The sequence below is a fragment of the Citrobacter sp. RHBSTW-00859 genome (genome assembly GCF_013729795.1).
Lineage (GTDB): Bacteria > Pseudomonadota > Gammaproteobacteria > Enterobacterales > Enterobacteriaceae > Citrobacter > Citrobacter braakii.
Window position 1 is genome coordinate 228,303 of sequence record NZ_CP056284.1, and the last position, 21,936, is coordinate 250,238.

Below are 21,936 nucleotides of genomic sequence, written 5' to 3' on the forward strand. Positions count from 1 at the left end.
TCCTTGTTCTGTTCATTCTCAGGACAGTATAGCTTGTCAGTCCACATAGTCTTTCATCACGCCGGTCAGCCATTCCATAAACAGATGTACGCGGCGGGAGAGGTTACGGCGATGCGGATAGAGCAATGAAACCGGTAATGGTTCGGCGCGATATTGCGGCAATACTTCAATCAGCGTACCGGCGCGCAGGGCATCACGCACGCCCACGCGCGGTACCTGAATAATGCCCAGACCGGCAAGACATGCCGCATGATACGTTTCGGTACTGTTCACCGTCAGCATGCCGCCGGTTTTAACCCATTTAGCACCGTTGTCTGTCGCCACTTCAAAGCCTTGCGCACGTGTTCCCAAATTGACTGAGTAGTGCACCACCGCATGCGAGGCTAAATCCTCCAGGCTTTCCGGATAACCAAATCGGGCGAGGTATTGCGGGCTGGCGCAGTTAATCTGCGTGAGTTTTCCCAGCGGGCGCGCAATCAGCCCTGAATCTTTCAGCGTTCCCACGCGTACCACACAGTCGAAGCCTTCGCGGATCAAGTCTACCAGGCGGTCGCTGCTGCTAAGTTCGAGCTCAAGCCCCGGATACTGATGCAAGAAGGCCGGTAAGCGGGGCATCACCAGATTTCTCGCCACACCAACCGGCATATCGACGCGCAGCTTGCCGCTGATGCTGGCCGGGTCGTGATGGAATAGCCCATCCAGTTCATCGAGATTGCTCAACAAATCTTTCGCTCGTTCGTAATAGATCATGCCGTCTTGCGTGAGCTGAACGCGGCGGGTTGTGCGGTGCAACAACTGTGTGCCCAGATGATTTTCCAGGGCCTGGATTTGACGCGATACGCTACCTTTAGGAAGTCCGAGGGTGTCTGCCGCGCGCGAAAAGCTCTCCAGTTCTGCGACGCGGATGAACAACTGCATTGCGTGAATTTTATCCATTCTCATGCCCTATTGTTGTTCTAAATGAAACAGTAATGCGCAGTTAGCGGTATTTATTGTTTTTCTACCACCTAATAAGCTTTGTCTCAATCTTCACAACACCTGAAATGAGGTTTCTTATGACGCAACGTATCGCATTGGTGACCGGCGGCGGCCGTGGACTCGGTAAAAACGCGGCGCTAAAGCTGGCGAGTAAAGGCATTGGTGTCATCCTGACGTGGAACAGCAATGAAAAAGAAGCGCAGCAGGTTGTAGATGAAATTCGCCAATCTGGCGGTAAAGCTGCCGCATTACCGTTGAACGTCGGAAATATTTCCACTTTCCCTCAGTTTGTCAAACAGGTGCAGGAAACCCTAGAAACGCACTGGCAAAGCGACACCTTTGATTATTTATTGAACAATGCCGGAGTTGGCATTAACGCACCGTATCCGGCGTTCACTGAAGCGCAATTTGACCAGCTTTTGGACATCCATTTTAAAGGACCTTTTTTCCTGACACAGAACCTGCTGGCGCTGATCAACAACGGCGGACGCATTCTTAATGTCTCGACCGGATTGTCGCGCTTTGCGCTACCGGGTTACAGCGCTTACGCTGCCATGAAAGGGGCGATGGAGGTGTTAACCCGTTATCAAGCGAAAGAGCTGGGAGAGCGCGGCATTACGGCGAATATTATTGCGCCTGGGGCAATCGAGACGGATTTTAGCGGCGGAAACGTGCGGGATAATGCGCAATTGAATGCCTATATTGCATCGCAGACGGCGCTGGGGCGTGTTGGGTTACCGGACGATATTGGCGACGCCATTGCTGCGTTGCTCAGCGATGAGCTGGCCTGGATGACGGCACAGCGTATCGAAGTCTCTGGCGGGATGTTCCTGTAAACGACTGCCTCTTACTTAGCCTTTTGAGCAAGAGAAAACCGGCGCGCCATCAGAAGTCAAAATATAGCTGGTGGCGTTTGCCGGTATTATTTGGAATCTGATACCGCAATCGCGGTGCTGAAAGAGATCGGGGATAAACGTTCTGAAGAGTTCATTCTTCTTCGGGAGTGGATTTGTTGTATCAGAAACCATGATCACCTCCCCATTCTCATGCCAGAGTGATCATTTAATGCGATATTTTGTTTTGTAACATATTTGTCTGTTATCGTGAGTTCCTTATTTTTAGCTAAGAATATAAACTCCGGATTATTAATATTAGTAATCCAGGTTTGAACATCAAATATTAAGGATTTTCTGAATATTTGACCCCGATTTTGATCCTTTGTGTGATTCTTTGGTTTCAGCTGTAACTATTTATAACGTCTGCTTCTTTCTTCTCCGTCTATCGGTAAAATGGCCTCCGCCAAATGGTGACTTCATATTTTGCCCCTCGGATAATACCCTTCCGCGTGTTAAGGCTAATATCTTATTCAGACGGAGATAAATAATGCAGTTAATAATGTTTGACAGGCAGTCAATATTTATTCATGGAATGAATGTAATTTTGCAAGAGCGTATTCCAGGAGTGAATGTTCAGGGTGTCAGTCAGGCAGATGATCTTTGGCGGACGCTGGAAGACAATCCTGATGCACTGGTAATGCTGGATGGAGATTTTGACGCTGAGTTCTGCCGTAGCTTGCTGCAACAGATAGCAGAGCGCTTTGCGAAGGTAAAAGTGCTGGTAACCGCAACGGACTGCCGTAAAAAATGGCTACAGGAAGTCACACAATTAAACGTGCTGGCCATTGTTCCGCGCGATTCTGATGCGGAAACCTTCACGCTGGCACTCAATAGCGTCGCGATAGGTATGATGTTTATCCCCAGAGATTGCATCACAGCGACCGAATGTGGCGGGCAAAATATCAGATTGCTCAGCGCGCGTCAGCGGGAGATTCTGACGATGCTGGCCGCCGGAGAATCTAATAAACAAATTGGTCGATTATTAAATATCAGCACTGGAACGGTAAAAGCCCATCTTGAATCGCTGTATCAGCGCCTGGAGGTAAAAAACCGTACGCAGGCGGCAATGATGCTAAACGACACCCTATAATGGGCAAATATTTCACAGTCAGACTGTTTCTGGCTGTGAAATAGCCCCCGGCCAGAATTCAGCAGTGCAAAACCGGCTAATCCCCACGCTGAGCATCCATGCAATTAACGCTTCCTGTTGAAAACGATCTTGTATTTGCGGCATTTCCTTATGGATGAATGCCTCGCAGATATTTATATCCGCGAGCAGCAATGTTTCGGCCTGCATCAGCATAATTGGGGCATCAAAGGATTCATCTGCGGTGATTTCGTGCCCGTAGCCAATGACCCAGATCCCCTTTTTGTCCTGATACTTTTCCAGCGACAGGCCCTGCCATTGCTTAATAAATGCGATACAGGCGGGCGTGAAATGCGTCGAATGCAGCGGCATAATAATCTCTGTACAAAGAGACCTATTTTAAGAAACACACCCCGTTACGCCAGCCGCCATCCAGCCATTTTTTACAGCAAAACGCCTGATGGCGCGGGCGGCTGATATTCATGTTTTAACAGGCCGAAAATCCAGTCATCATGCCAGGTTTGATGTAGCCAGTAGCTTTCTCGCAGCGTGCCTTCGAGAATGAACCCGACCTTTTCCAGTAGACGCCGTGAGACATCGTTTCCTGCGGTGACGCAGGCCGTCAGTCGGCGTAGTCCTCCGGCGGTAAACGCATAATCGCAAACGGCATGCAGGGATTCAGCGCCATAACCTTTGCCCTGCGCCTCGGGAGTGAGCAGAAAGCCGACCTCGGCACATTCATTTTTATCCTGAATATATCCGGTTACCCCAAGCGGTACGCCCGATGCCTTATCGCACAGGACCAGGCACAGCCAGTGTGGACTGCCGGGAGACCATTCAGGCAAGCGGGAGTCAAAGACTGTCCGTATCTCCTCTTCGGTACGCGAGTCAGCGACAAAGCGCATCACATCTGCGTTCTTCTGTAACGTTAAGAAAAACGCCCAGTCGTCATGTGTGAGCGGGCGGCAGATCAAACGCGAGGTTTTCAGTACAGGCACAGGCTTATCTCCAGAATAATTTTCAATGATTGTGTGGAAGTCACTGTAAAACATATTTATTTGCTATATGAATATGTTTTAGTCTGTGGCGGCACAGCGCTGCATTTAAAAAAGATAACTACACACCATTGTGAGGCCGCACTTTTTGGGTCCTTTTAGGGAAGATAATGACCAATAGCGCGTTACAGGCGACATGTACACCATTCGAACATTGTTTGGGGATAATCCGGCAAGCCTCGGTAGAAATTTTACTGATGCTTGGCGTGCGCGTCGCAGAGGGTAAAGATCCACGCTGGTTTCTTGAGCAGCTTGACCAGGCTCGATTGAATCTGGGAGGTTGGGGTGTTGTCGCCAGGCGGTTGCAGATGAATGACGCGCAATTGAGTCAGTTCACGTTGCGGCTACGCCATCTTCAGCAGAGCGTGCCGCAATATGAAAATGGCCAGGACGTCAGTGAAAACCAGCTGATTTCTGCGCTGCGCTTTGTCGCTTCTCTGGAACAGTTGCGCCAGCAACAGCCCCTCCTGAAGTATCCAACCGAGATTGAACGTGCAGAGCCGGATGCGCAGATGCGGGCGCAGCGTCAGCTTCGCGCAATAGAATTAACCCTCAAATCCCTGATTGCGCGGGTATGGCCGGATCAACATCCGCTCAACAGCTTCCTGAAACAGCACTTTGGCGGTGAACGTCTGCGTCGCTGGTTAAAGCTGGGGGAAAGTCGGGATGCGCTGGACGGCATGATGTTTAGCGAACTGGCGCTGATGGTTGTCGATAAGAAGTTATTCGTTCGGCATTTTAGCGAGATTTTTAACGATACCTCGGTGCTCATGTCGTTTGTTGAGCCACGTATCACGCTGAGGATGTTCCTGGATGACTGCCGCCTGGCCCGTAACTGCGTTATCGCGCAGCAACCGCTAACCTCAGTACAACTGCTGTTGCTGGATTGCCAGTACCGACAGATTACTCACTCTGTGCAGCGGGCATTTGAAGAACGGCGTACGCGCATTAATCCTGCGTCGTATATGGAGTCCGATGAGGCGATGGTTCGCCAGTTTTGGGAAAGCGCAAAGCAAAAAGACGAGCAGGCGGGGGGCGATAAACAGGAAATCGCAGACAGTATCGATCCGCCGGAGAAGCGGGCCAGGCGCACGGCGGAAGAACGTGAACAGCTGATTTCCGGCATGTTGTGGGTAGCGGTCGGTGTGATGGTGCTGGTGATTTCGCTGGGCGCGTTCTGGTTATTCACTTCGCCAGCGCCACAAGCGTCTTCCGGGCAATCTGTTGAAATCGTGCAGGAGGAGCCACGGCGTGATGCCCCTGGTGCGCGGGAGTCGGTGACCCGAATGGGCATCACCTGGGATGCCTTTAACATGCGCGCGGCTATCGAGCGCAACGACACCCGTGTGACGTCACTTTTCCTGCAGGGCGGGATGGACTGGAAGCTGGCGTGGACGGAGCAGGCATTCTCGGCAGGCAATACCGAGGTGTTGAGGCTGCTGCTGCGTTACCCTTCGCAGATGAGTGAGAGTAAGCCATGTCGGCAGTTTATGACCACGGTCAGCCATGCGATGGCGAATGGGGCGTCACTCACATCGCTGCATAAAAGCTATCTGCAAAGTTTTTGCTCGGTGCCGGCGGTTGTCGCGCGTCAGCAGTATGACCTTGAACAGGCCGAGCTACGCGTTCGCGCGCAGCCAAGCCCAGAGAACAAGAAATGGCAGAAAATTCACGCCGAACTGTACGATGCGATTAACTGACGGTCTGATAATTCAGACCGTCAGCTGCTAGGGTTCGCCATACAGACCGATGAGTCGGCGCACCACGCCATTGGTCCAGCCAAAGCCGTCCTGTAACGGATATTCTCCGCCGCCGCCTTCGCGCGGCGCGGCGTCGGCGATGTGGTATTTTTCGATAAGCTTGTGGTGTTCCTGATAAAAGAGATTCACCGTTTTCAACCAGTTACGGGCGATTTCATCCCCGAGATGGTCGTCGCCGTAAAGTTTGAAACCTTGGATCGCCATCCACTGCAGCGGCGCCCAGCCGTTGGGTTTATCCCATTGCTCACCCGTTTCATGCTCCGTGGCTAAAATCCCTCCGGGGGTAAGCAGGCGACTGCGGACCGCATTGGCAAGTCGGTCGGCTTGTTCATGCGTTGCCATGCCGACATACAGCGGCACAATACTGGCGGCAGAGAACAGGGCCATTTGTTCGCGCCGCCAGTCGTAATCGCGATAGCAGCCGTTTTCATCGTCCCAGAGATAGCGATTCACCGCATCGCGGCGGTCATTGGCTTTCTGGCGAAACTGCGCTTCAGTGCCTTTGTCGCCTTTCAGTGCGGAAATATTGGCGATAGTGCTCTCCAGCTTGTAGAGGAACGCGTTCAGATCAATAGGGATGAACTGAGTGGTGCGTATGCTGGCAAGACGGCCTGCATCGCGTAGCCAGCGCGAGGAGTAATCCCAGCCGGAGGCCGCGCCCGCGCGCAAATCCCGATACACTTCATTGGGTGGTCGACCCGAATGCTTGGCGGTTTCGACGTCTTCAAGCCACGACTCATCGCGCGGCGTATCACGATCGTCCCAATAGCGGTTGAGCAGGGAGCCGTCCGACATTCTGATCACGTGACGGTAGGCTTGGTTGAGTACCAGGGAATCTGCGCCATCCATCCAGAACGCGTACTCCATTTTTAGATGATCAAGGTAACGACGCGCGCCGCGTACGCCATCCTCTTCAAACAGTTCGACCATCAGCGCAAAGACCGGCGGCTGCGAGCGACTCAGGTAGTAAGTACGGTTACCGTTCGGGATATGACCATAGTTTTCAATCATCCAGGCAAAGTTGTCCGCCATACATTTCAGCAGATCTTCGCGACCGCTCTCCGCCAGACCCAGCATGGTGAAGTAGGAATCCCAGTAGTAGGTTTCACTAAAACGTCCGCCGGGCACAATATATGACTGCGGTAACGCCAGCAGCGAGGACCAGGGAATGTGGTCCTGTGGTTCGCGCGTCAGCACCGGCCACAGTTGATCGATATGCTCTTTCAGCGAATTTTCCGGGTCAGAAACATATTCACTGGAGGGCGTTTCCGGGAGCCAGAAGTGGTTCTCGACGAAGCGTCGCAGATCAAAATCGCGGTGGCGTTTAACCTTGCGATAGCGGATCAAAATATCCAGCGGATCCATTTTCGGTGCACAGTCGGGGAAGGTTTTGCTATCGGCAAACAGTTTCGACGACTGAACGTGTTCGAACAGCTCGAGGTAACGATCGGCGGGAGTTAACGCATCTGAGGCGGGTAACCCTTCAATCATCTCTGGTTCAGGCTCCGCCTCAATCATTTCATCCAGCTTTAACTCGCACGGATCCATTTCATAAAGCAGATCGATGTCGATCGTCATTTCTTCAGAAGGGGCGTGGGGTAGTTTCTGGTTGAGCATAATGCGAAAGACCTCCGATGGACGTTGAAAGATTAAGGCTATTGCCCGCTCGTCAAATAAGCGTAGACATTCGCTTCGGTATCTGGTGAGTAAAGCGTGCGGTCGATCACATTTTAGTGCTGCGCAATATCCAAAAAATAAATCTATCCCAATGAAAATAATGCAGAATTCCGAATTCTGCACAACCTGAGGATATTCCATTTTCAGAACATTCGATTGCAACGAGGTGTGAACACAACCTGGTAACGTTTAACTCTATAATAGGCACAGGCTATTCTATCGATAGTTCTCCTCCATGTAATTGCTTGATACTTATCAAAATAGTAATCCCCTCATTTCCTATGATGGTCAGGTCTGACAAAGACTGTCTATTAATTATTCTAATTTTCTGGGTAACAATAACTCACAACGGTGAGGGTAAAATAATGAAAATCATTACCCGTCTTACCGTGATTGCCATAGCTGGCGTCGCGATTTGTTATTTTGGATTATCCGGTTATGTGTGGTATCACGATAATCAACGGAGTAAACAGGCTGATGTTCAGGCCTCTACGCTGGAAGAAAATAATAAAGTACTAGGGTTCTTACGTGAAAAAGGATGCGATTATTGTCACACTCCTTCGGCTGAATTACCTTTCTATTCTTCTTTTCCCGTCGCTAAGCAGTTGATGAATTACGATATTCAACTGGGATACAAATCATTCAATCTGGAGGCCGTTCGTGCGGCGCTGGTCGCGGATAAACCCGTTTCGCAAAGCGATCTGAATAAAATTGAGTGGGTGATGCAGTACGAGACCATGCCGCCGACGCGTTATACCGCATTGCACTGGGCTGGCAAGGTAAGCGATACGGAGCGAGCAGAGATCCTGGGCTGGATTGCGAAACAGCGTGAGCAGTACTACGCCAGTAACGATACTGCCACGCAGCATCGTAATGAACCTGTACAGCCGATACCGGAAAGCATCCCGACCGATGCCCGCAAAGTAGCGCTTGGTTTTACGCTTTACCATGACCCGCGTATTTCCGGCGATAGCACGATTTCTTGCGCGCACTGTCACGCCCTGAATGCGGGCGGCGTGGATGGCCGGAAAACGTCAATCGGTGTAGGCGGCGCGGTTGGCCCTATCAATGCGCCAACGGTATTTAACTCGGTCTTTAACGTTGAGCAATTCTGGGATGGCCGTGCGCCAACATTGCAGGCGCAGGCCGGTGGTCCACCGTTGAACCCTATCGAAATGGCGTCTAAATCCTGGGATGAAATTATCCAGAAACTGGACAAGGATCAGCAGCTTAAGCAAGAGTTCATTGCCGTTTATCCGCAGGGATTCAGTGGGGATAATATTACCGATGCGATTGCTGAGTTTGAGAAAACGCTGATTACGCCAAATTCGCCGTTTGATAAATGGCTGCGTGGTGATGAAGCGGCCTTAACCGCTCAGCAAAAACATGGCTATCAGTTGTTTAAAGATAATAAGTGCGCGACCTGTCATGGCGGTATTATTTTAGGCGGACGTTCATTTGAGCCATTGGGGCTGAAAAAGGACTTTAATTTCGGCGAGGTCACTGCTGCAGATATTGGCCGCATGAACGTCACCAATGAATTACGTGACAAGCTGCGTCAGAAAGTCCCTGGATTGCGTAACGTTGCGCTGACTGCGCCCTATTTCCATCGCGGTGATGTGCCTACGCTCGACGGCGCGGTAAAACTGATGCTGCGTTATCAAGTGGGTAAAGAACTGCCGCAGGAAGATATCGACGATATCGTGGCATTCCTCGAAAGCCTTAATGGGGTATATACACCGTATATGCAGGGTAAATAATTTCTCTGTGGTCCAGATTCGGACGTAAAAAAACCGACTTCACGTCGGTTTTTTTACGCTTCAGCCCGAGTTGGTGGTTCTGGCCGAAGTGAGAGTTCCATCATCTAACGCTTCAATCGTATTACCTTACCGGTAGTATTGCAAGAATACGCTGGTTGTTTTGATTAAAACAACTGTATACTTATCCAGTTAGCTCTGAAGCATTTTCATTCCGGACGCGCGCTAAACGCTTTCTAAGTCCTGATCGGCTGTACGGGTGGTGCCGTTGGCCGATGCTCTGGCCGGAGTGAGAGTTCCATCATCTAACACTGGGACATGCGCCGTGACAGGCAATGGATGAGTAAGCGGATGCATTCTCACTCCATCTGATGGAGAAAACGGGTGATTGATAAAGCAATCATCGTTCTGGGAGCGTTAATCGCGTTGCTGGAGCTGATCCGCTATCTGCTGCAACTGCTGAACTGATAGCGGAAACGTAACTAAGGGCAAAGAGCTAACCCCTCTTTGCCCTTTAACATTCCTGAAGCGCGATTAACGCATGGTGACAAACTCTTCAGATGCCGTTGGGTGAATGGCAACGGTGTTATCAAAGTCTTTCTTGGTTGCGCCCATTTTCAGAGCGACCGCGAAGCCTTGCAGCATTTCATCCATCCCAAAACCAATGCCGTGAATACCGACAATCTTCTCTTCCGGACCGACGCAAACCAGCTTCATGCGGCACGGCTGACGGTGGGTGGTGACAGCGGTATACATCGCGGTAAACGATGATTTATACACTTTCACCTGATCATCGCCGTGCTGTTCGCGAGCCTGCTGCTCGGTCAGGCCCACGGTACCAATAGGCGGATGGCTGAAGACCACGGTCGGGATGTTGCTGTAGTCCAGATGCTCGTCCGGCTTGTTGTTAAACAGACGCTCGGACAGACGGCGGCCCGCGGCAACGGCAACCGGCGTCAGCTCAACGGCCCCGGTGTTATCGCCGACGGCATAAATACCCGGCACGCTGGTGTTCTGGAATTTATCAACGACGATGTAGCCTTTTTCGTTGGTTTTCACGCCAGTAACCGCCAGGTTGAAGTTGTCGGTGGCAGGTTCACGACCGATCGCCCAAATCAGGCAATCTACCGTTTCGCTACGACCATCTTCCAGTTGCAGGGTCAGGCTACCATCAGCGTTTTTAACGACCGCTTTTGGAATCGCGTGAGTATGCAGAGCCGGGCCTTCGGCGTTCATCACCTCAACCAGCGTGTCGACGATCATTGGGTCGAAGCTGCGCAGCGGCGCGTGTTTACGCACGAACAGATGCGTTTGTGCACCCAGACCGTTAATTACGCCCGCCAGTTCAACGGCGATGTAGCCTGCGCCAACAACGGCTACGCGTTTTGGCAGCGCGGGCAGCTCAAAGAAACCGTCGGAGTCGATACCGTATTCCACACCCGGAATGCTCGGATGGCTCGGGCGACCACCGGTAGCAATCAAAATATGATCGGCAGTAATGGTTTCACCGTTCACTTCAATGGTTTTGGCATCCACAAAGCGGGCAAAGCCTTTAATCACATCGACATTATTTTTGCCCAGCACGTTGTCGTACGAGGTATGAATGCGATCAATATAAGCGGTACGCGTGGCGATCAGTTTATCCCAATCGAACTTATTGATGGTGGTGTCGAAACCGTAATCCGGCCCGTACATGTGGATTGCTTCGCGGACCTGTGCGGCATGCCACATCACTTTTTTCGGTACGCAGCCAACGTTAACGCAGGTGCCGCCTAGCTCTTTAGCTTCAATCAGCGCGCATTTCTGGCCGTACATTGCTGCACGGTTAATGGAGGCAATACCACCGCTGCCGCCGCCAATAGCGATGTAATCATAGTGCTTGGTCATGACCGCTCCTTCATGTTCATTGTAGGGCGGAGAAGCGTTACGCCATCCGCCAAAATATTCGCGATTGTATACCTGAAATTAAAAGGTTCCACCGATGACTGCGATTACTCCGGCACGATCCAGCTTACCGACGTATGACCGGTTCCTGCCGGAACCAGTTTGCTGTGCAACCACGGCAGGACACTGTTCATCTGCTGCTCCAGCTTCCACGGCGGGTTTATTACAATCATACCGGACGCCGTCATGCCGCGCTGATCGCTGTCCGGGCGCACCGCCAACTCAATCTGCAGAATTTTGCGGATACCGGTGTCTTCCAGGTCGTGGATCATGCGTTTGATTTGCTGGCGCAGAACTACCGGATACCACAGCGCATAGGTGCCGGTTGCGAAACGCTTATAGCCTTCGTTAATACCGGTCACCACCGCCTGGTAGTCGCTTTTGATTTCGTAGGGGGGATCGATAAGGATCAGCCCGCGACGGGAAACCGGCGGTAATTTTGCTTTTAGCTGCTGATAACCATCGGCTTTGGCCACGCGTGCGCGCTCATCTTTCTGGAATTCGCCGCGCAGCAAAGGAAAGTCGCTCGGGTGCAGTTCCGTTAATTGCAGGCTGTCCTGTTCTCGCAGCAGCTGGCGAGCAATTAACGGAGAGCCGGGGTAATAGCGCAACTGGCCGCTACGGTTGAAGTGCTTCACCACGCCAATGTAGGGTTCCAGTTCAGCAGGCAAATCGTCCTGCTGCCAGATACGGGCGATCCCTTCCAGATATTCACCGGTACGTTCGGCATGCTCACTGCTCAGCTGATAACGGCCTGCGCCAGCATGGGTATCCAAATAGAGAAACGGTTTTTCTTTCTCTTTAAGCGATTCGATGATCAGGCTCTGGACGGTGTGTTTAAGGACGTCGGCGTGGTTGCCAGCGTGATAACTGTGGCGATAACTCAGCATGGGTAAACGTGTTCCAGGTTATAAACGTAGGCCCGAAAACAGCGCAATATCGGGCGAAAATAAAGCGTATCGCCACAGTATACAGAAAAGTCGTCACTGCCGCGAAAGCGCAACGCCTGGCATTGAAATCCTCTACACTTAACCCCATTGTACAAATTAATATGCACAGCGCCGGATACGCGCTTCATTCACTCTTTTCAACAGGACCGCGCTAATGACCAATCCATTGCTGACCCCCTTCGAACTGCCGCCATTTTCTAAAATTCAGCCTGAGCACGTCGTGCCTGCCGTGACTAAGGCGCTGAACGATTGCCGCGAAAACGTTGAACGAGTGGTTGCGCAGGGCGCGCCGTACACCTGGGAAAATCTTTGCCAGCCGTTGGCGGAAGTTGACGATGTGCTGGGGCGTATTTTCTCTCCGGTTAGCCACCTGAACTCGGTGAAAAACAGCCCGGAATTGCGCGAAGCCTACGAACAAACGCTGCCGCTGCTGTCTGAATACAGCACCTGGGTTGGACAACATGAAGGTCTGTACAAAGCGTACCGCGACCTGCGTGACGGCGATCATTACGCCACCCTGAACACCGCACAGAAAAAAGCGGTCGATAACGCGCTGCGCGATTTTGAGCTTTCTGGTATTGGTCTGCCGAAGGAAAAACAGCTGCGCTATGGTGAGATTGCCACACGCCTGTCTGAGCTGGGCAATCTCTACAGCAATAACGTCCTCGATGCCACGATGGGCTGGACTAAGCTGGTGACTGATGAAGCGGAACTCTCCGGCATGCCGGAAAGCGCGCTGGCGGCTGCAAAAGCCCAGGCTGATGCTAAACAGCAGGAAGGCTTCCTGTTAACGCTGGATATCCCAAGCTACCTGCCGGTGATGACCTACTGTGATAACCAGGGGCTGCGTGAGGAGATGTATCGCGCTTACTCCACTCGCGCGTCTGACCAGGGGCCAAACGCTGGTAAATGGGACAACAGCCCGATAATGGAAGAGATCCTCGCGCTGCGCCACGAGCTGGCACAGCTGCTGGGCTTTGAAAGCTACGCTTTTAAATCTCTGTCCACCAAAATGGCGGAAAACCCGCAGCAGGTACTCGACTTCCTTACCGACCTGGCGAAACGTGCCCGTCCTCAGGGTGAGAAAGAGCTGGCTCAACTGCGCGCCTTCGCGAAAGCAGAATTTGGTGTCGATGAACTGCAGCCGTGGGATATCGCTTACTACAGCGAGAAACAAAAACAGCACCTCTATAGCATCAGCGACGAGCAGCTGCGTCCATACTTCCCGGAAAACAAAGCCGTTAGCGGCCTGTTTGAAGTGGTTAAACGTATTTACGGCATTACCGCTAAAGAGCGCACTGATGTTGACGTCTGGCACCCGGAAGTACGTTTCTTCGAACTGTATGACGAAAACAACGAACTGCGCGGCAGTTTCTATCTTGACCTGTATGCCCGTGAACATAAACGTGGCGGGGCGTGGATGGACGACTGCGTCGGCCAGATGCGTAAAGCCGACGGTACGCTGCAAAAGCCTGTTGCCTACCTGACCTGTAACTTTAACCGCCCGGTGAACGGCAAACCCGCGCTGTTTACCCACGATGAAGTGATCACCCTGTTCCACGAGTTCGGCCACGGTCTGCACCATATGCTGACCCGTATCGAAACTGCCGGTGTTTCAGGTATCAACGGCGTGCCGTGGGATGCGGTCGAACTGCCGAGCCAGTTTATGGAAAACTGGTGCTGGGAGCCCGAAGCGCTGGCATTTATCTCTGGTCACTTTGAGACCGGTGAGCCGCTGCCCAAGGAGCTGCTGGATAAAATGCTGGCGGCGAAAAATTACCAGGCGGCACTGTTTATTCTGCGTCAACTGGAGTTTGGCCTGTTTGATTTCCGTCTGCACGCGGAGTTTAACCCACAGCAAGGGGCGAAAATCCTCGAAACGCTGGCAGAAATTAAAAAGCAGGTCGCCGTGGTGCCGGGCCCAACGTGGGGCCGCTTCCCGCATGCCTTCAGCCACATTTTTGCTGGTGGCTATGCGGCGGGTTACTACAGCTACCTGTGGGCCGACGTGCTGGCGGCGGATGCATTCTCTCGCTTTGAAGATGAAGGGATTTTCAACCGTCAAACCGGACAATCGTTCCTCGATAACATTCTCACCCGTGGTGGTTCTGAAGAGCCGATGGAACTGTTCAAGCGCTTCCGTGGCCGTGAGCCGCAACTGGATGCAATGCTGGAGCATTACGGGATTAAAGGCTGATTATTCACGTGAAAATCTGCTTAGTAGATGAAACAGGCGCCGGAGACGGCGCCTTATCTGTTCTTGCCGCCCGCTGGAATCTTACGCACGATGAAGATAACCTGATGGCGCTGGTGATGACACCGGAACATCTGGAACTGCGCAAACGTGATGAGCCCAAACTCGGCGGTATCTTCGTGGATTTCGTTGGCGGTGCGATGGCCCATCGGCGCAAATTTGGCGGTGGTCGCGGCGAAGCGGTGGCGAAGGCGGTTGGCATTAAAGGCGATTACCTGCCGGATGTGGTTGATGCGACTGCAGGGCTGGGGCGCGATGCGTTTGTGCTGGCCTCAGTAGGCTGCCGCGTGCGAATGCTGGAACGTAACCCGGTCGTTGCAGCTCTGTTGGATGATGGCCTGGCGCGAGGGTATGCTGACCTGGAAATCGGTCCGTGGCTGCAGGAACGTTTACAACTGATCCACGCCTCAAGCCTGACGGCGTTAACCGATATCACCCCGCGTCCGCAGGTGGTGTACCTCGACCCGATGTTCCCGCATAAGCAGAAAAGCGCGCTGGTGAAAAAAGAGATGCGCGTGTTTCAGTCGTTGGTGGGGCCGGACCTGGATGCGGATGGGCTGCTGGAGCCTGCGCGTCAGTTAGCCACTAAACGTGTGGTAGTGAAGCGCCCGGATTACGCACCGCCGCTGGCGGATGTCGCCACGCCGAACGCGGTAGTTACGAAAGGGCATCGGTTTGATATTTACGCGGGGACCGCGTAGTTTGTAGGCCGGATAAGGCGTTAGCCGCTATCCGGCATTACTGCTTAAACAAACGGTGCGTATGGGTCAGCCATCTCAAATGCGACGGCTCTTTCCGCTTTCGGCGGATAAATCAGTTCACTGACAATCGATACTTTCAGTTTCTTCGCTTCTGCGCGAGTGAGTTTGACCTGCTGATCCCATCCTTCGGTATACACCGCGCCCCACGCGCCGAGATCCAGACAGGTGACGTACATCTCCTGACGGTACGGTGAAGGTTCTACTCCTAGCAGGCTTGCAGCGGCGTTATTACCGGCAAATTTACCCAACAAAATAGCGTGCTGGCAGGTCATTAACGCATGGTTGCCTTTGTCATCGGTGGCGGCGTAGGCCACATCGCCAGTGGCGTAGATATCATCATGACCCACGACCTGCAGATTGGCATTCACATGCAGGCGGCCCTGTCGATCGCGCGGGGCGTTAATCTGTGCTGTCAGGCTATTGGCCTGCACGCCGACGGTCCAGATAACTGTCTGAGAGGCAATAACCTGCCCATCTTTCAGCGTTACGCCGCCGGCATCCACGCTTTCTACTTCTGCATTTACCAACCATTCGATGCCCAGTTCAGCGGAGGCTTCGATTATCACGTCGCGTAATTCCTGGCTCCAGCGCCCGGCAGGCTGAGCACCGCGTTCAACTACGACCACTCTGGTCTTAGCATCGGCACCCAGAATCTCACGCAGACGACCAGGTAATTCCAGCGCCATCTCAATCCCGGTAAAGCCGCCGCCACAGACCACCACCGTATTGCGAGTATCACTTTCCGGCTGTAATGCCAGGTCTGTAATGTGCTGCTCCAGTGCGGTGGCGCTCTCGAGCTGGTCGAGGTCAAACGCATGCTCGGCTGCACCGACAACGGCGTCGCGGTTAACGTGACTCCCGCTGGCGAGTACCAGGCGGTCGTAGCGGCGCAGATGAATTTCACCGTTGGCATCTTTCCAGCTCACCTCTTTAGAGTCCGGGATGATCTGCTCGACGTGACCTTGCAGGAAGTTGACGCCGGTAACGTCAAACAAGGGTTGCAGCGGGGCGACCAGGGTTTGTACGGCGCGTTCATAAAAGCGTGGGCGGACACGCAGCTCTGGCTGTGGTGCAATTACTGTAATATCAATGGCCTGCTGATATTTATCCGCCAGTCGTGCGGCGCTTAATGCTGCCCACATACCGGCAAAGCCGGCGCCCACGATCAGAATTCGTTTACGCATTGGGGGGTTCTCTCTGGTGACTACGAATAATTTACTCGGATTTTATTTGTCGTAGTTAAGAATTGCAATGCGATCAGGATCCTTTTTGTCCTGATGTCGTAGGGTTTTTGATTATCTATTTGATAAATATATGATTAAAGTTTTTATATAAATATGGGTTGTGCTGCTGTCTGGAATGAATGAGACGAAAAAGCTACAATTAACTCAGATTCATTTTGGCTGAGATAAGAGAATGGCATTTTACAGTTCCGGGGTTGAGTACGGCATTCATAGCCTGATGTGTATGGTCGACAGCAAGGGCGACGCGCGGGATATGAGCGTGCGGGAAATTGCCGAGCTGCAAAGTGTGCCGTACGACTACCTGGCGAAAATTTTCACCCGTTTGTCGAAAGCGGGCCTGGTGCGCAGCATTGAGGGAAAGGGCGGCGGTTTCCAGTTGGCTAAACCTGCTGAACACATTACGGTGCTGGACGTGGTGAATGCCATTGATGGCGATAAGCGCATCTTTGAGTGTCGTGAGATTCGCCAGCGGCTGGCGGTATTTGAGGAGCATCCGCCGGAGTGGGCCTGTGAAGGCATTTGTGGTGTGCGCTCGGTAATGGATATGGCTCAGCAGCGAATGGAAGAAGCGCTCGGTCAGCATACGATTCTGGATTTGGCGCGCAAAATGTACCGCAAAGCGCCGGACACTTTTGTGGTCGAAGTTCAGGAGTGGATTAACGCGCGCAAAGGGTAGCGATTGAAAATGCCCGGTGCTCATCCTCGGTGAGAAGCGCTTTCCGCTGGCGTGATAAGACCGAAGTCTTAATCAACGCAATATCGTTCATGGTCATGTCCATTCATGATGACCTGTTTGTATAAACTACGCTCTTACAATGCAGGACTTAAAAGGCAAAAAAACCGCGATGTGACTCGCGGTTAATGTTAAAAAAAGCTTATTTACTGCTATCTGGCGTATTAATCATTCGGTTCAGCCAAGGCACCATAATCGCCATCACCACCGTGACAGCCAGGGTGACCAGGCCTATCTTGCTGAAGACGTTGGTGTAGATAGGCAGCGTTTGCAGCGGGTCGGTGATGTTCTCCGGTACGGCAGTAAACGTGGCGACATACCCGCCCATCAGGAAGGCGGCGGCTTGCGTCAGGAACCACATCCCGAGAATAAAGCCCATCAGGTGCTGCGGCACGAGAGCGGCGACCATCGCCAGTCCCAGGGCACTAATCAGCAGTTCACCCAGGCTCTGGAACAGATATACCAGCACGATAAACCACGGCGACGTCAGCCCCTGCGCATCCGCAAACCACATCCCGGCAGCGGCTGCCGTCAGGAAGCCCAACGAGCACAGGAACATACCGAGCGTAAATTTCATCGGCATAGTCAGGTCTTTGCCTTTGTTTCCCAGACGGGTATAGATCGCGGCCAATACCGGACTTGCCAGCACCACCCAGAACGGGTTCAGCGCCTGGAAGCTCACTGGGTTAATGGCGAAACCGAGAATTTCATGGTGCACGTTATTGATAGCAAAGAAGTTCAGCGATGTCGGCATCTGCGCGTACAGCACGTAGAACACAACCGCTTCCAGCATCAGGATGAAGGCCACGAACATCTTGTTGCGCCCGGTTTTATCCAGTTTGAATGCCTGACGGAAGAAGATGATAGTCACGGCAATCGACAAGACGATCAGCACCAGGTTGGCAATCTGCACGTTGTGCATCAGCCAGGCGCAGACAAATACCATCACTACCGTACCGGCCAGCACGTACAGCAGATTACGGAAATTCAGCGGCTTATGGTCTGGCTCAGAACCGATATTTTTTACCATCCCACGGCAGGCAAAGTAGACCAGCAGCGCGACGATAAGCCCGGCTCCGCACAGGTTGTAGGTCACCGCGTAGCCAAACTTATCGGCAATCACCGGCGCCAGCGACAGCGACAGCAACGAACCGATGTTAATCGACATATAAAACAGGGTGAAAGCACCGTCCAGACGGGCGTCTTTTGGTGGATAGCATTTTGACAACAGGCTTGCCGGGTTGGCTTTAAACAGCCCGTTACCGACGGCAATGGTACCCAAAGCAATAAAGATCAGATCGGGCTTGAGCAGCGACATCCCGGTCATGAAGTAGCCGATTGCCAGCACAATGGCACCGAGAACCAGCGTGCGCTTGGTGCCTAACAGGTGGTCGCCGACGTAGCCGCCGATCGAGATCAGGCCGTAGACCAGCGCAGCAAAGGCACCAAAGGTGACAAATGCCTGTTCCTGTGAAAATCCTAGCTGCTTAACAAAGAATACCGCCAGGATGCCCTGAACGCCGTAATAGCCAAATCGTTCCCATAATTCTACAAAGAAGATCATGAAGAACGGACGAGGTTGCTGCAGCAAGCCCGTAGGTGCAGTTTTATTCATATTCCATCGCCTTTCAAAGCCATCCCGAAAAGTATGAACGCGTATGCTTAAACGCGCCGAAAAAGTCTTATTTTGTTATAGACTGCGGCTATTAGCCGCGAGAGTAGAGTATTATAGAGATGGTTTTCGATCCAATTAGTTGATCACACTAATTATGATTTGTTTGTTGGATTGATGTACTAATTGTGTCCGAATGATAAAAACAAAAACGCCCGCACAGGCGGGCGTTTACAGGCTTAACTACTTGCAGCAGGCCGGGCTATTTCCCGGCGGCAAGCATTTTATGCTTCTTCGTCGTCACGCAGCGGAACAATCAACATGTCGACGTGGACGGTGTTGATCAGTTGGCGCGCGGAGGACATCAGTTTGCTCCAGAAATCCTGGTGGTGACCACAAACGACCAGATCCATGTCGTATTTTTTGATGGCATCAACCAGAACCTGACCCAGGTCGCCGCTACCGCTCAGGGTTTCGGTGATAGGGTAGCCTGCGTTGGTGGACAGCTCGGTTAACGCGTGGTGGGTTTCTTCAGAAATGCGTTTCTGCATGTCGCCCAGATTCACGTCGATAAGGCCGGTGTACAGGTCGGAATAGTTTACGTCAACGTGGATAAGGGAAACTTTAGCATTGTAAGGCCGCGCCATAGAGACCGCTTTTTCAACCAGAACTTTGCTTTCCGGAGAAAGATCAACCGCGATAAGAATGTGTTTATAAGCCATAGTGTTACTCCTTCCATAAGTTGTCGATGACTAGCCTGCTGGCGTTTCTCTGCCGCCGCGTCATCCGCGTCCTGCGAACCTTGTGCGCGGGGCTAGCCCAGTCGTAAAAACGTACCATATAAGGACTATCCTTACATTATAGCGACCAGAATAATCCGTCAATCCGCCTTGCTTGCCAAGCAGTTAAACAAATTTTTTAGTTAATTGCATTGATAGCGATTAACCTTCTGGCAAAAAAATTAACTAATCTCCTACACTATCTAGAGGGGCGTTCGAATGCGTGATACTAATACGAACGGTTTCTTCAGTACTCTTCACTGAATGGTTTGGCAGGGTATCGGGGAGCGGTAGTCCCGGAAAGGAGTTCCGTGGGCGGGTCGCCGGGGAGGGGGTATGATAAGCACCATTGCATTGTTCTGGGCTTTATGTGTCGTTTGCATTGTTAATATGGCGCGCTATTTTTCTTCGCTACGCGCACTGCTAGTAGTACTTCGTGGTTGCGATCCATTGCTTTACCAGTATGTAGATGGAGGGGGCTTTTTTACCTCGCATGGGCAACCGAACAAGCAGATGCGTCTGGTGTGGTATATCTACGCTCAGCGTTACCGCGATCATCATGATGATGAATTTATTCGCCGCTGTGAGCGGGTTCGCGGTCAGTTCATTCTCACCAGCGCGCTATGCGGCCTGGTGCTAATCAGCATGGTTGCGCTGATTATCTGGCACTGATTCCAATGACAGATACAAAAAAAGCGGGCCAGTTTCCTGACCCGCTTTTTTACCGCGCATTCGCTTAGATAAGCTTCAGGGAGAGCCAGTACAGCCCGCCGGAAAGAAGAATTGCTGCTGGCAGGGTGAAGACCCAGGCCATCAGAATGCTGGTCACCGTTTTACGTTGCAAACCGCCGCCATCAACAACCATTGTTCCCGCAACGGAAGAGGAGAGAACGTGTGTGGTGGAAACGGGCATACCGGTGTAGCTGGCAAGACCGATAGAGACTGCGGCGGTCATCTGCGCCGACATCCCCTGGGCATAGGTCATGCCTTTCTTACCGATTTTCTCACCGATGGTGGTTGCCACGCGACGCCAGCCAATCATCGTACCAATACCCAGCGCCAGTGCGACGGCCATAATGATCCAGATAGGCGCGTACTCAATGGTGCTCAGCATGTCAGATTTCAGTTTCTTCAGCAGACGCTGATCGTCAGCGCTTACGCCAGGCAGCTTAACCACTTTATCGGTGGTATCAGAGATGCACAGCATAATACGGCGCAACTGACCACGCTGTTCGACGCTTAACTTGTCGTAGGTTTCCAGATTCGCCAACATACCTTTCGCACGTTCCAGCGCGTTGATGGTATTCGCCGGGTGGCAATGGAACTCGGTCGGCGTCGCTGGTGCCGCGTCCGTCGGGGACGGAATCAGCTGGTCTACGCCTGTGGCCTGTTTAAGCAGGTCAGGGCGCTGCTGGAAGAAGACTTCGACGTTATTAATTGCATCACGGGTACGGGTAATTTCGTAACCGGAAGCATTCATATTCACCACGAAACCTGCTGGCGCTACGCCAATCAGCACTAGCATCACCAGACCAATGCCTTTCTGACCATCGTTCGCGCCGTGGGAGAACGCCACGCCGATAGCGGAGAGGATCAGTGCAATACGCGTCCAGAACGGCGGCTTTTTCTTTCCGTCTTTCTTTTCACGTTCTGCCGGCGTCAGGTGGATACGGGCACGTTTTTTCGTACCGCTCCAGTAGCGGCGCAGAATGAAAATAAGACCACCTGCAACCACCAGACCGACAATGGGTGAGATGATAAGCGAGGCAAAAATACCGATAACTTTCGGGATGTTAAGTGCATCCACCACCGAGGTGCCGTTCATCAGCGCATTGGTTAAACCAATACCGATAATGGCGCCAATCAGCGTGTGGGAGCTGGATGCAGGCAGACCAAAGTACCAGGTACCCAGGTTCCAGATAATTGCCGCCAGCAACATGGAGAATACCATGGCGAGGCCATGTGACGATCCCATATTAAGCAGCAGATCCGTTGGTAACATATGCACGATGGCATACGCCACGCTGAGACCACCCAGCAAAACACCAAAGAAGTTGAACACCGCAGCCATGACCACCGCCAATTGCGAACGCATTGCACGGGTATAGATCACAGTTGCGACAGCATTGGCTGTATCATGGAAGCCATTAATTGCTTCGTAGAACAGCACGAAAGCCAGAGCAAGCAATAGTAAAAGCCCGGTATGTAAATCCAGGCCAGCAAACAAATGTAGCATAGGACGTTACGCCATTTTGAGGACATGAACGCGGCGCATTATCAGTGACTTTGGCGGCGCGGGCAAAGTGAAATATAGAGTTTTTTTGATTTGTCTCCTGCTTTGTTTTACACCACTAAAGAATTATCCTATATATTTCAGATAAATACCCTTTATCGGTAGTTTGGTGCTGGTGCGACCACTGAGGAATCTTTACAATTCACTCCCGCTTTT

Annotated in this window: 20 protein-coding genes; 9 read left to right on the forward strand and 11 right to left on the reverse strand. The window is 52.2% G+C overall.

Annotated features, from left to right (window positions below; genetic code table 11):
* Nucleotides 1-36 precede the first annotated feature (36 nt).
* Nucleotides 37-936 (reverse strand): LysR family transcriptional regulator, encoded by a 900-nt coding sequence (locus HV302_RS01105; RefSeq protein ID WP_016157706.1) that lies wholly within the window; start codon nucleotides 934-936, stop codon nucleotides 37-39.
* Between the two features lie 119 nt (nucleotides 937-1,055).
* Between HV302_RS01105 and HV302_RS01110 the strand changes: the two genes are divergently transcribed.
* On the forward strand, nucleotides 1,056-1,814 hold the full coding sequence (locus HV302_RS01110) for an SDR family NAD(P)-dependent oxidoreductase (RefSeq protein ID WP_181626817.1): 759 nt from the start codon (nucleotides 1,056-1,058) through the stop codon (nucleotides 1,812-1,814).
* Between the two features lie 15 nt (nucleotides 1,815-1,829).
* On the opposite strand, the gene HV302_RS01115 is transcribed toward HV302_RS01110, so the two are convergent.
* Nucleotides 1,830-2,006, reverse strand: coding sequence for a hypothetical protein (locus HV302_RS01115; RefSeq protein WP_191212333.1), 177 nt, complete (start codon nucleotides 2,004-2,006; stop codon nucleotides 1,830-1,832).
* A 355-nt stretch (nucleotides 2,007-2,361) separates the two neighbouring features.
* On the opposite strand from HV302_RS01115, the gene HV302_RS01120 reads away from it, so the two are divergent.
* Entirely contained in the window at nucleotides 2,362-2,964 is a 603-nt protein-coding gene (locus tag HV302_RS01120; RefSeq protein ID WP_016154889.1) for a helix-turn-helix transcriptional regulator, read from the forward strand.
* An 18-nt stretch (nucleotides 2,965-2,982) separates the two neighbouring features.
* Here HV302_RS01120 and HV302_RS01125 read toward each other — a convergent pair whose 3' ends face one another.
* Together HV302_RS01125 and HV302_RS01130 are read right to left on the reverse strand one after the other, a co-directional pair.
* Entirely contained in the window at nucleotides 2,983-3,333 is a 351-nt protein-coding gene (locus tag HV302_RS01125; protein WP_016154888.1) for a glycoside hydrolase family protein, read from the reverse strand.
* Nucleotides 3,334-3,404: 71 nt separating this feature from the next.
* Nucleotides 3,405-3,959 carry a GNAT family N-acetyltransferase gene (locus HV302_RS01130; RefSeq protein ID WP_181626818.1) on the reverse strand — a complete coding sequence of 185 codons (555 nt, stop codon included), beginning with the start codon at nucleotides 3,957-3,959 and terminating at the stop codon, nucleotides 3,405-3,407.
* Between the two features lie 167 nt (nucleotides 3,960-4,126).
* Between HV302_RS01130 and HV302_RS01135 the strand changes: the two genes are divergently transcribed.
* A complete protein-coding gene (locus HV302_RS01135) occupies nucleotides 4,127-5,716 on the forward strand; it encodes an STY4199 family HEPN domain-containing protein (protein ID WP_094168834.1) in 1,590 nt (529 codons plus the stop codon).
* A gap of 27 nt (nucleotides 5,717-5,743) precedes the next feature.
* Here the strand turns inward: HV302_RS01135 and HV302_RS01140 are convergent, their stop codons facing one another.
* Complete coding sequence (locus HV302_RS01140; protein ID WP_103928732.1) at nucleotides 5,744-7,393, reverse strand: alpha,alpha-trehalase; 1,650 nt, start codon at nucleotides 7,391-7,393, stop codon at nucleotides 5,744-5,746.
* A 425-nt stretch (nucleotides 7,394-7,818) separates the two neighbouring features.
* Between HV302_RS01140 and HV302_RS01145 the strand changes: the two genes are divergently transcribed.
* Together HV302_RS01145 and dinQ are read left to right on the forward strand one after the other, a co-directional pair.
* Entirely contained in the window at nucleotides 7,819-9,213 is a 1,395-nt protein-coding gene (locus tag HV302_RS01145; RefSeq protein WP_181626819.1) for a cytochrome-c peroxidase, read from the forward strand.
* Between the two features lie 381 nt (nucleotides 9,214-9,594).
* Complete coding sequence (gene dinQ / locus HV302_RS01150) at nucleotides 9,595-9,678, forward strand: damage-inducible type I toxin DinQ (protein ID WP_003837776.1); 84 nt, start codon at nucleotides 9,595-9,597, stop codon at nucleotides 9,676-9,678.
* A 66-nt stretch (nucleotides 9,679-9,744) separates the two neighbouring features.
* Here dinQ and gorA read toward each other — a convergent pair whose 3' ends face one another.
* On the reverse strand, nucleotides 9,745-11,097 hold the full coding sequence (gene gorA / locus HV302_RS01155) for a glutathione-disulfide reductase (protein ID WP_019078096.1): 1,353 nt from the start codon (nucleotides 11,095-11,097) through the stop codon (nucleotides 9,745-9,747).
* A 104-nt stretch (nucleotides 11,098-11,201) separates the two neighbouring features.
* The gene (locus HV302_RS01160; protein ID WP_016154881.1) at nucleotides 11,202-12,044 is read right to left on the reverse strand and encodes a 23S rRNA (adenine(2030)-N(6))-methyltransferase RlmJ; all 843 of its coding nucleotides are present in this window, start codon (nucleotides 12,042-12,044) and stop codon (nucleotides 11,202-11,204) included.
* Nucleotides 12,045-12,258: 214 nt separating this feature from the next.
* Here HV302_RS01160 and prlC point away from each other — a divergent pair, with 214 nt between their 5' ends.
* Entirely contained in the window at nucleotides 12,259-14,301 is a 2,043-nt protein-coding gene (prlC, locus tag HV302_RS01165) for an oligopeptidase A (protein WP_181626820.1), read from the forward strand.
* An 8-nt stretch (nucleotides 14,302-14,309) separates the two neighbouring features.
* The gene (rsmJ, locus tag HV302_RS01170) at nucleotides 14,310-15,059 is read left to right on the forward strand and encodes a 16S rRNA (guanine(1516)-N(2))-methyltransferase RsmJ (RefSeq protein ID WP_181626821.1); all 750 of its coding nucleotides are present in this window, start codon (nucleotides 14,310-14,312) and stop codon (nucleotides 15,057-15,059) included.
* 44 nt (nucleotides 15,060-15,103) lie between these two features.
* Here rsmJ and HV302_RS01175 read toward each other — a convergent pair whose 3' ends face one another.
* Entirely contained in the window at nucleotides 15,104-16,303 is a 1,200-nt protein-coding gene (locus HV302_RS01175; protein ID WP_181626822.1) for an NAD(P)/FAD-dependent oxidoreductase, read from the reverse strand.
* 232 nt (nucleotides 16,304-16,535) lie between these two features.
* Between HV302_RS01175 and HV302_RS01180 the strand changes: the two genes are divergently transcribed.
* Nucleotides 16,536-17,039 carry an RrF2 family transcriptional regulator gene (locus tag HV302_RS01180; RefSeq protein WP_016154877.1) on the forward strand — a complete coding sequence of 168 codons (504 nt, stop codon included), beginning with the start codon at nucleotides 16,536-16,538 and terminating at the stop codon, nucleotides 17,037-17,039.
* Nucleotides 17,040-17,238: 199 nt separating this feature from the next.
* On the opposite strand, the gene dtpB is transcribed toward HV302_RS01180, so the two are convergent.
* Entirely contained in the window at nucleotides 17,239-18,711 is a 1,473-nt protein-coding gene (gene dtpB, locus HV302_RS01185; protein WP_016157689.1) for a dipeptide/tripeptide permease DtpB, read from the reverse strand.
* Nucleotides 18,712-18,992: 281 nt separating this feature from the next.
* Complete coding sequence (uspA, locus tag HV302_RS01190; RefSeq protein WP_003023368.1) at nucleotides 18,993-19,430, reverse strand: universal stress protein UspA; 438 nt, start codon at nucleotides 19,428-19,430, stop codon at nucleotides 18,993-18,995.
* 393 nt (nucleotides 19,431-19,823) lie between these two features.
* Here uspA and uspB point away from each other — a divergent pair, with 393 nt between their 5' ends.
* A complete protein-coding gene (gene uspB, locus HV302_RS01195; protein ID WP_003023371.1) occupies nucleotides 19,824-20,159 on the forward strand; it encodes a universal stress protein UspB in 336 nt (111 codons plus the stop codon).
* A gap of 64 nt (nucleotides 20,160-20,223) precedes the next feature.
* Here uspB and pitA read toward each other — a convergent pair whose 3' ends face one another.
* Entirely contained in the window at nucleotides 20,224-21,723 is a 1,500-nt protein-coding gene (gene pitA, locus HV302_RS01200) for an inorganic phosphate transporter PitA (protein WP_016154875.1), read from the reverse strand.
* Nucleotides 21,724-21,936 lie beyond the last annotated feature (213 nt).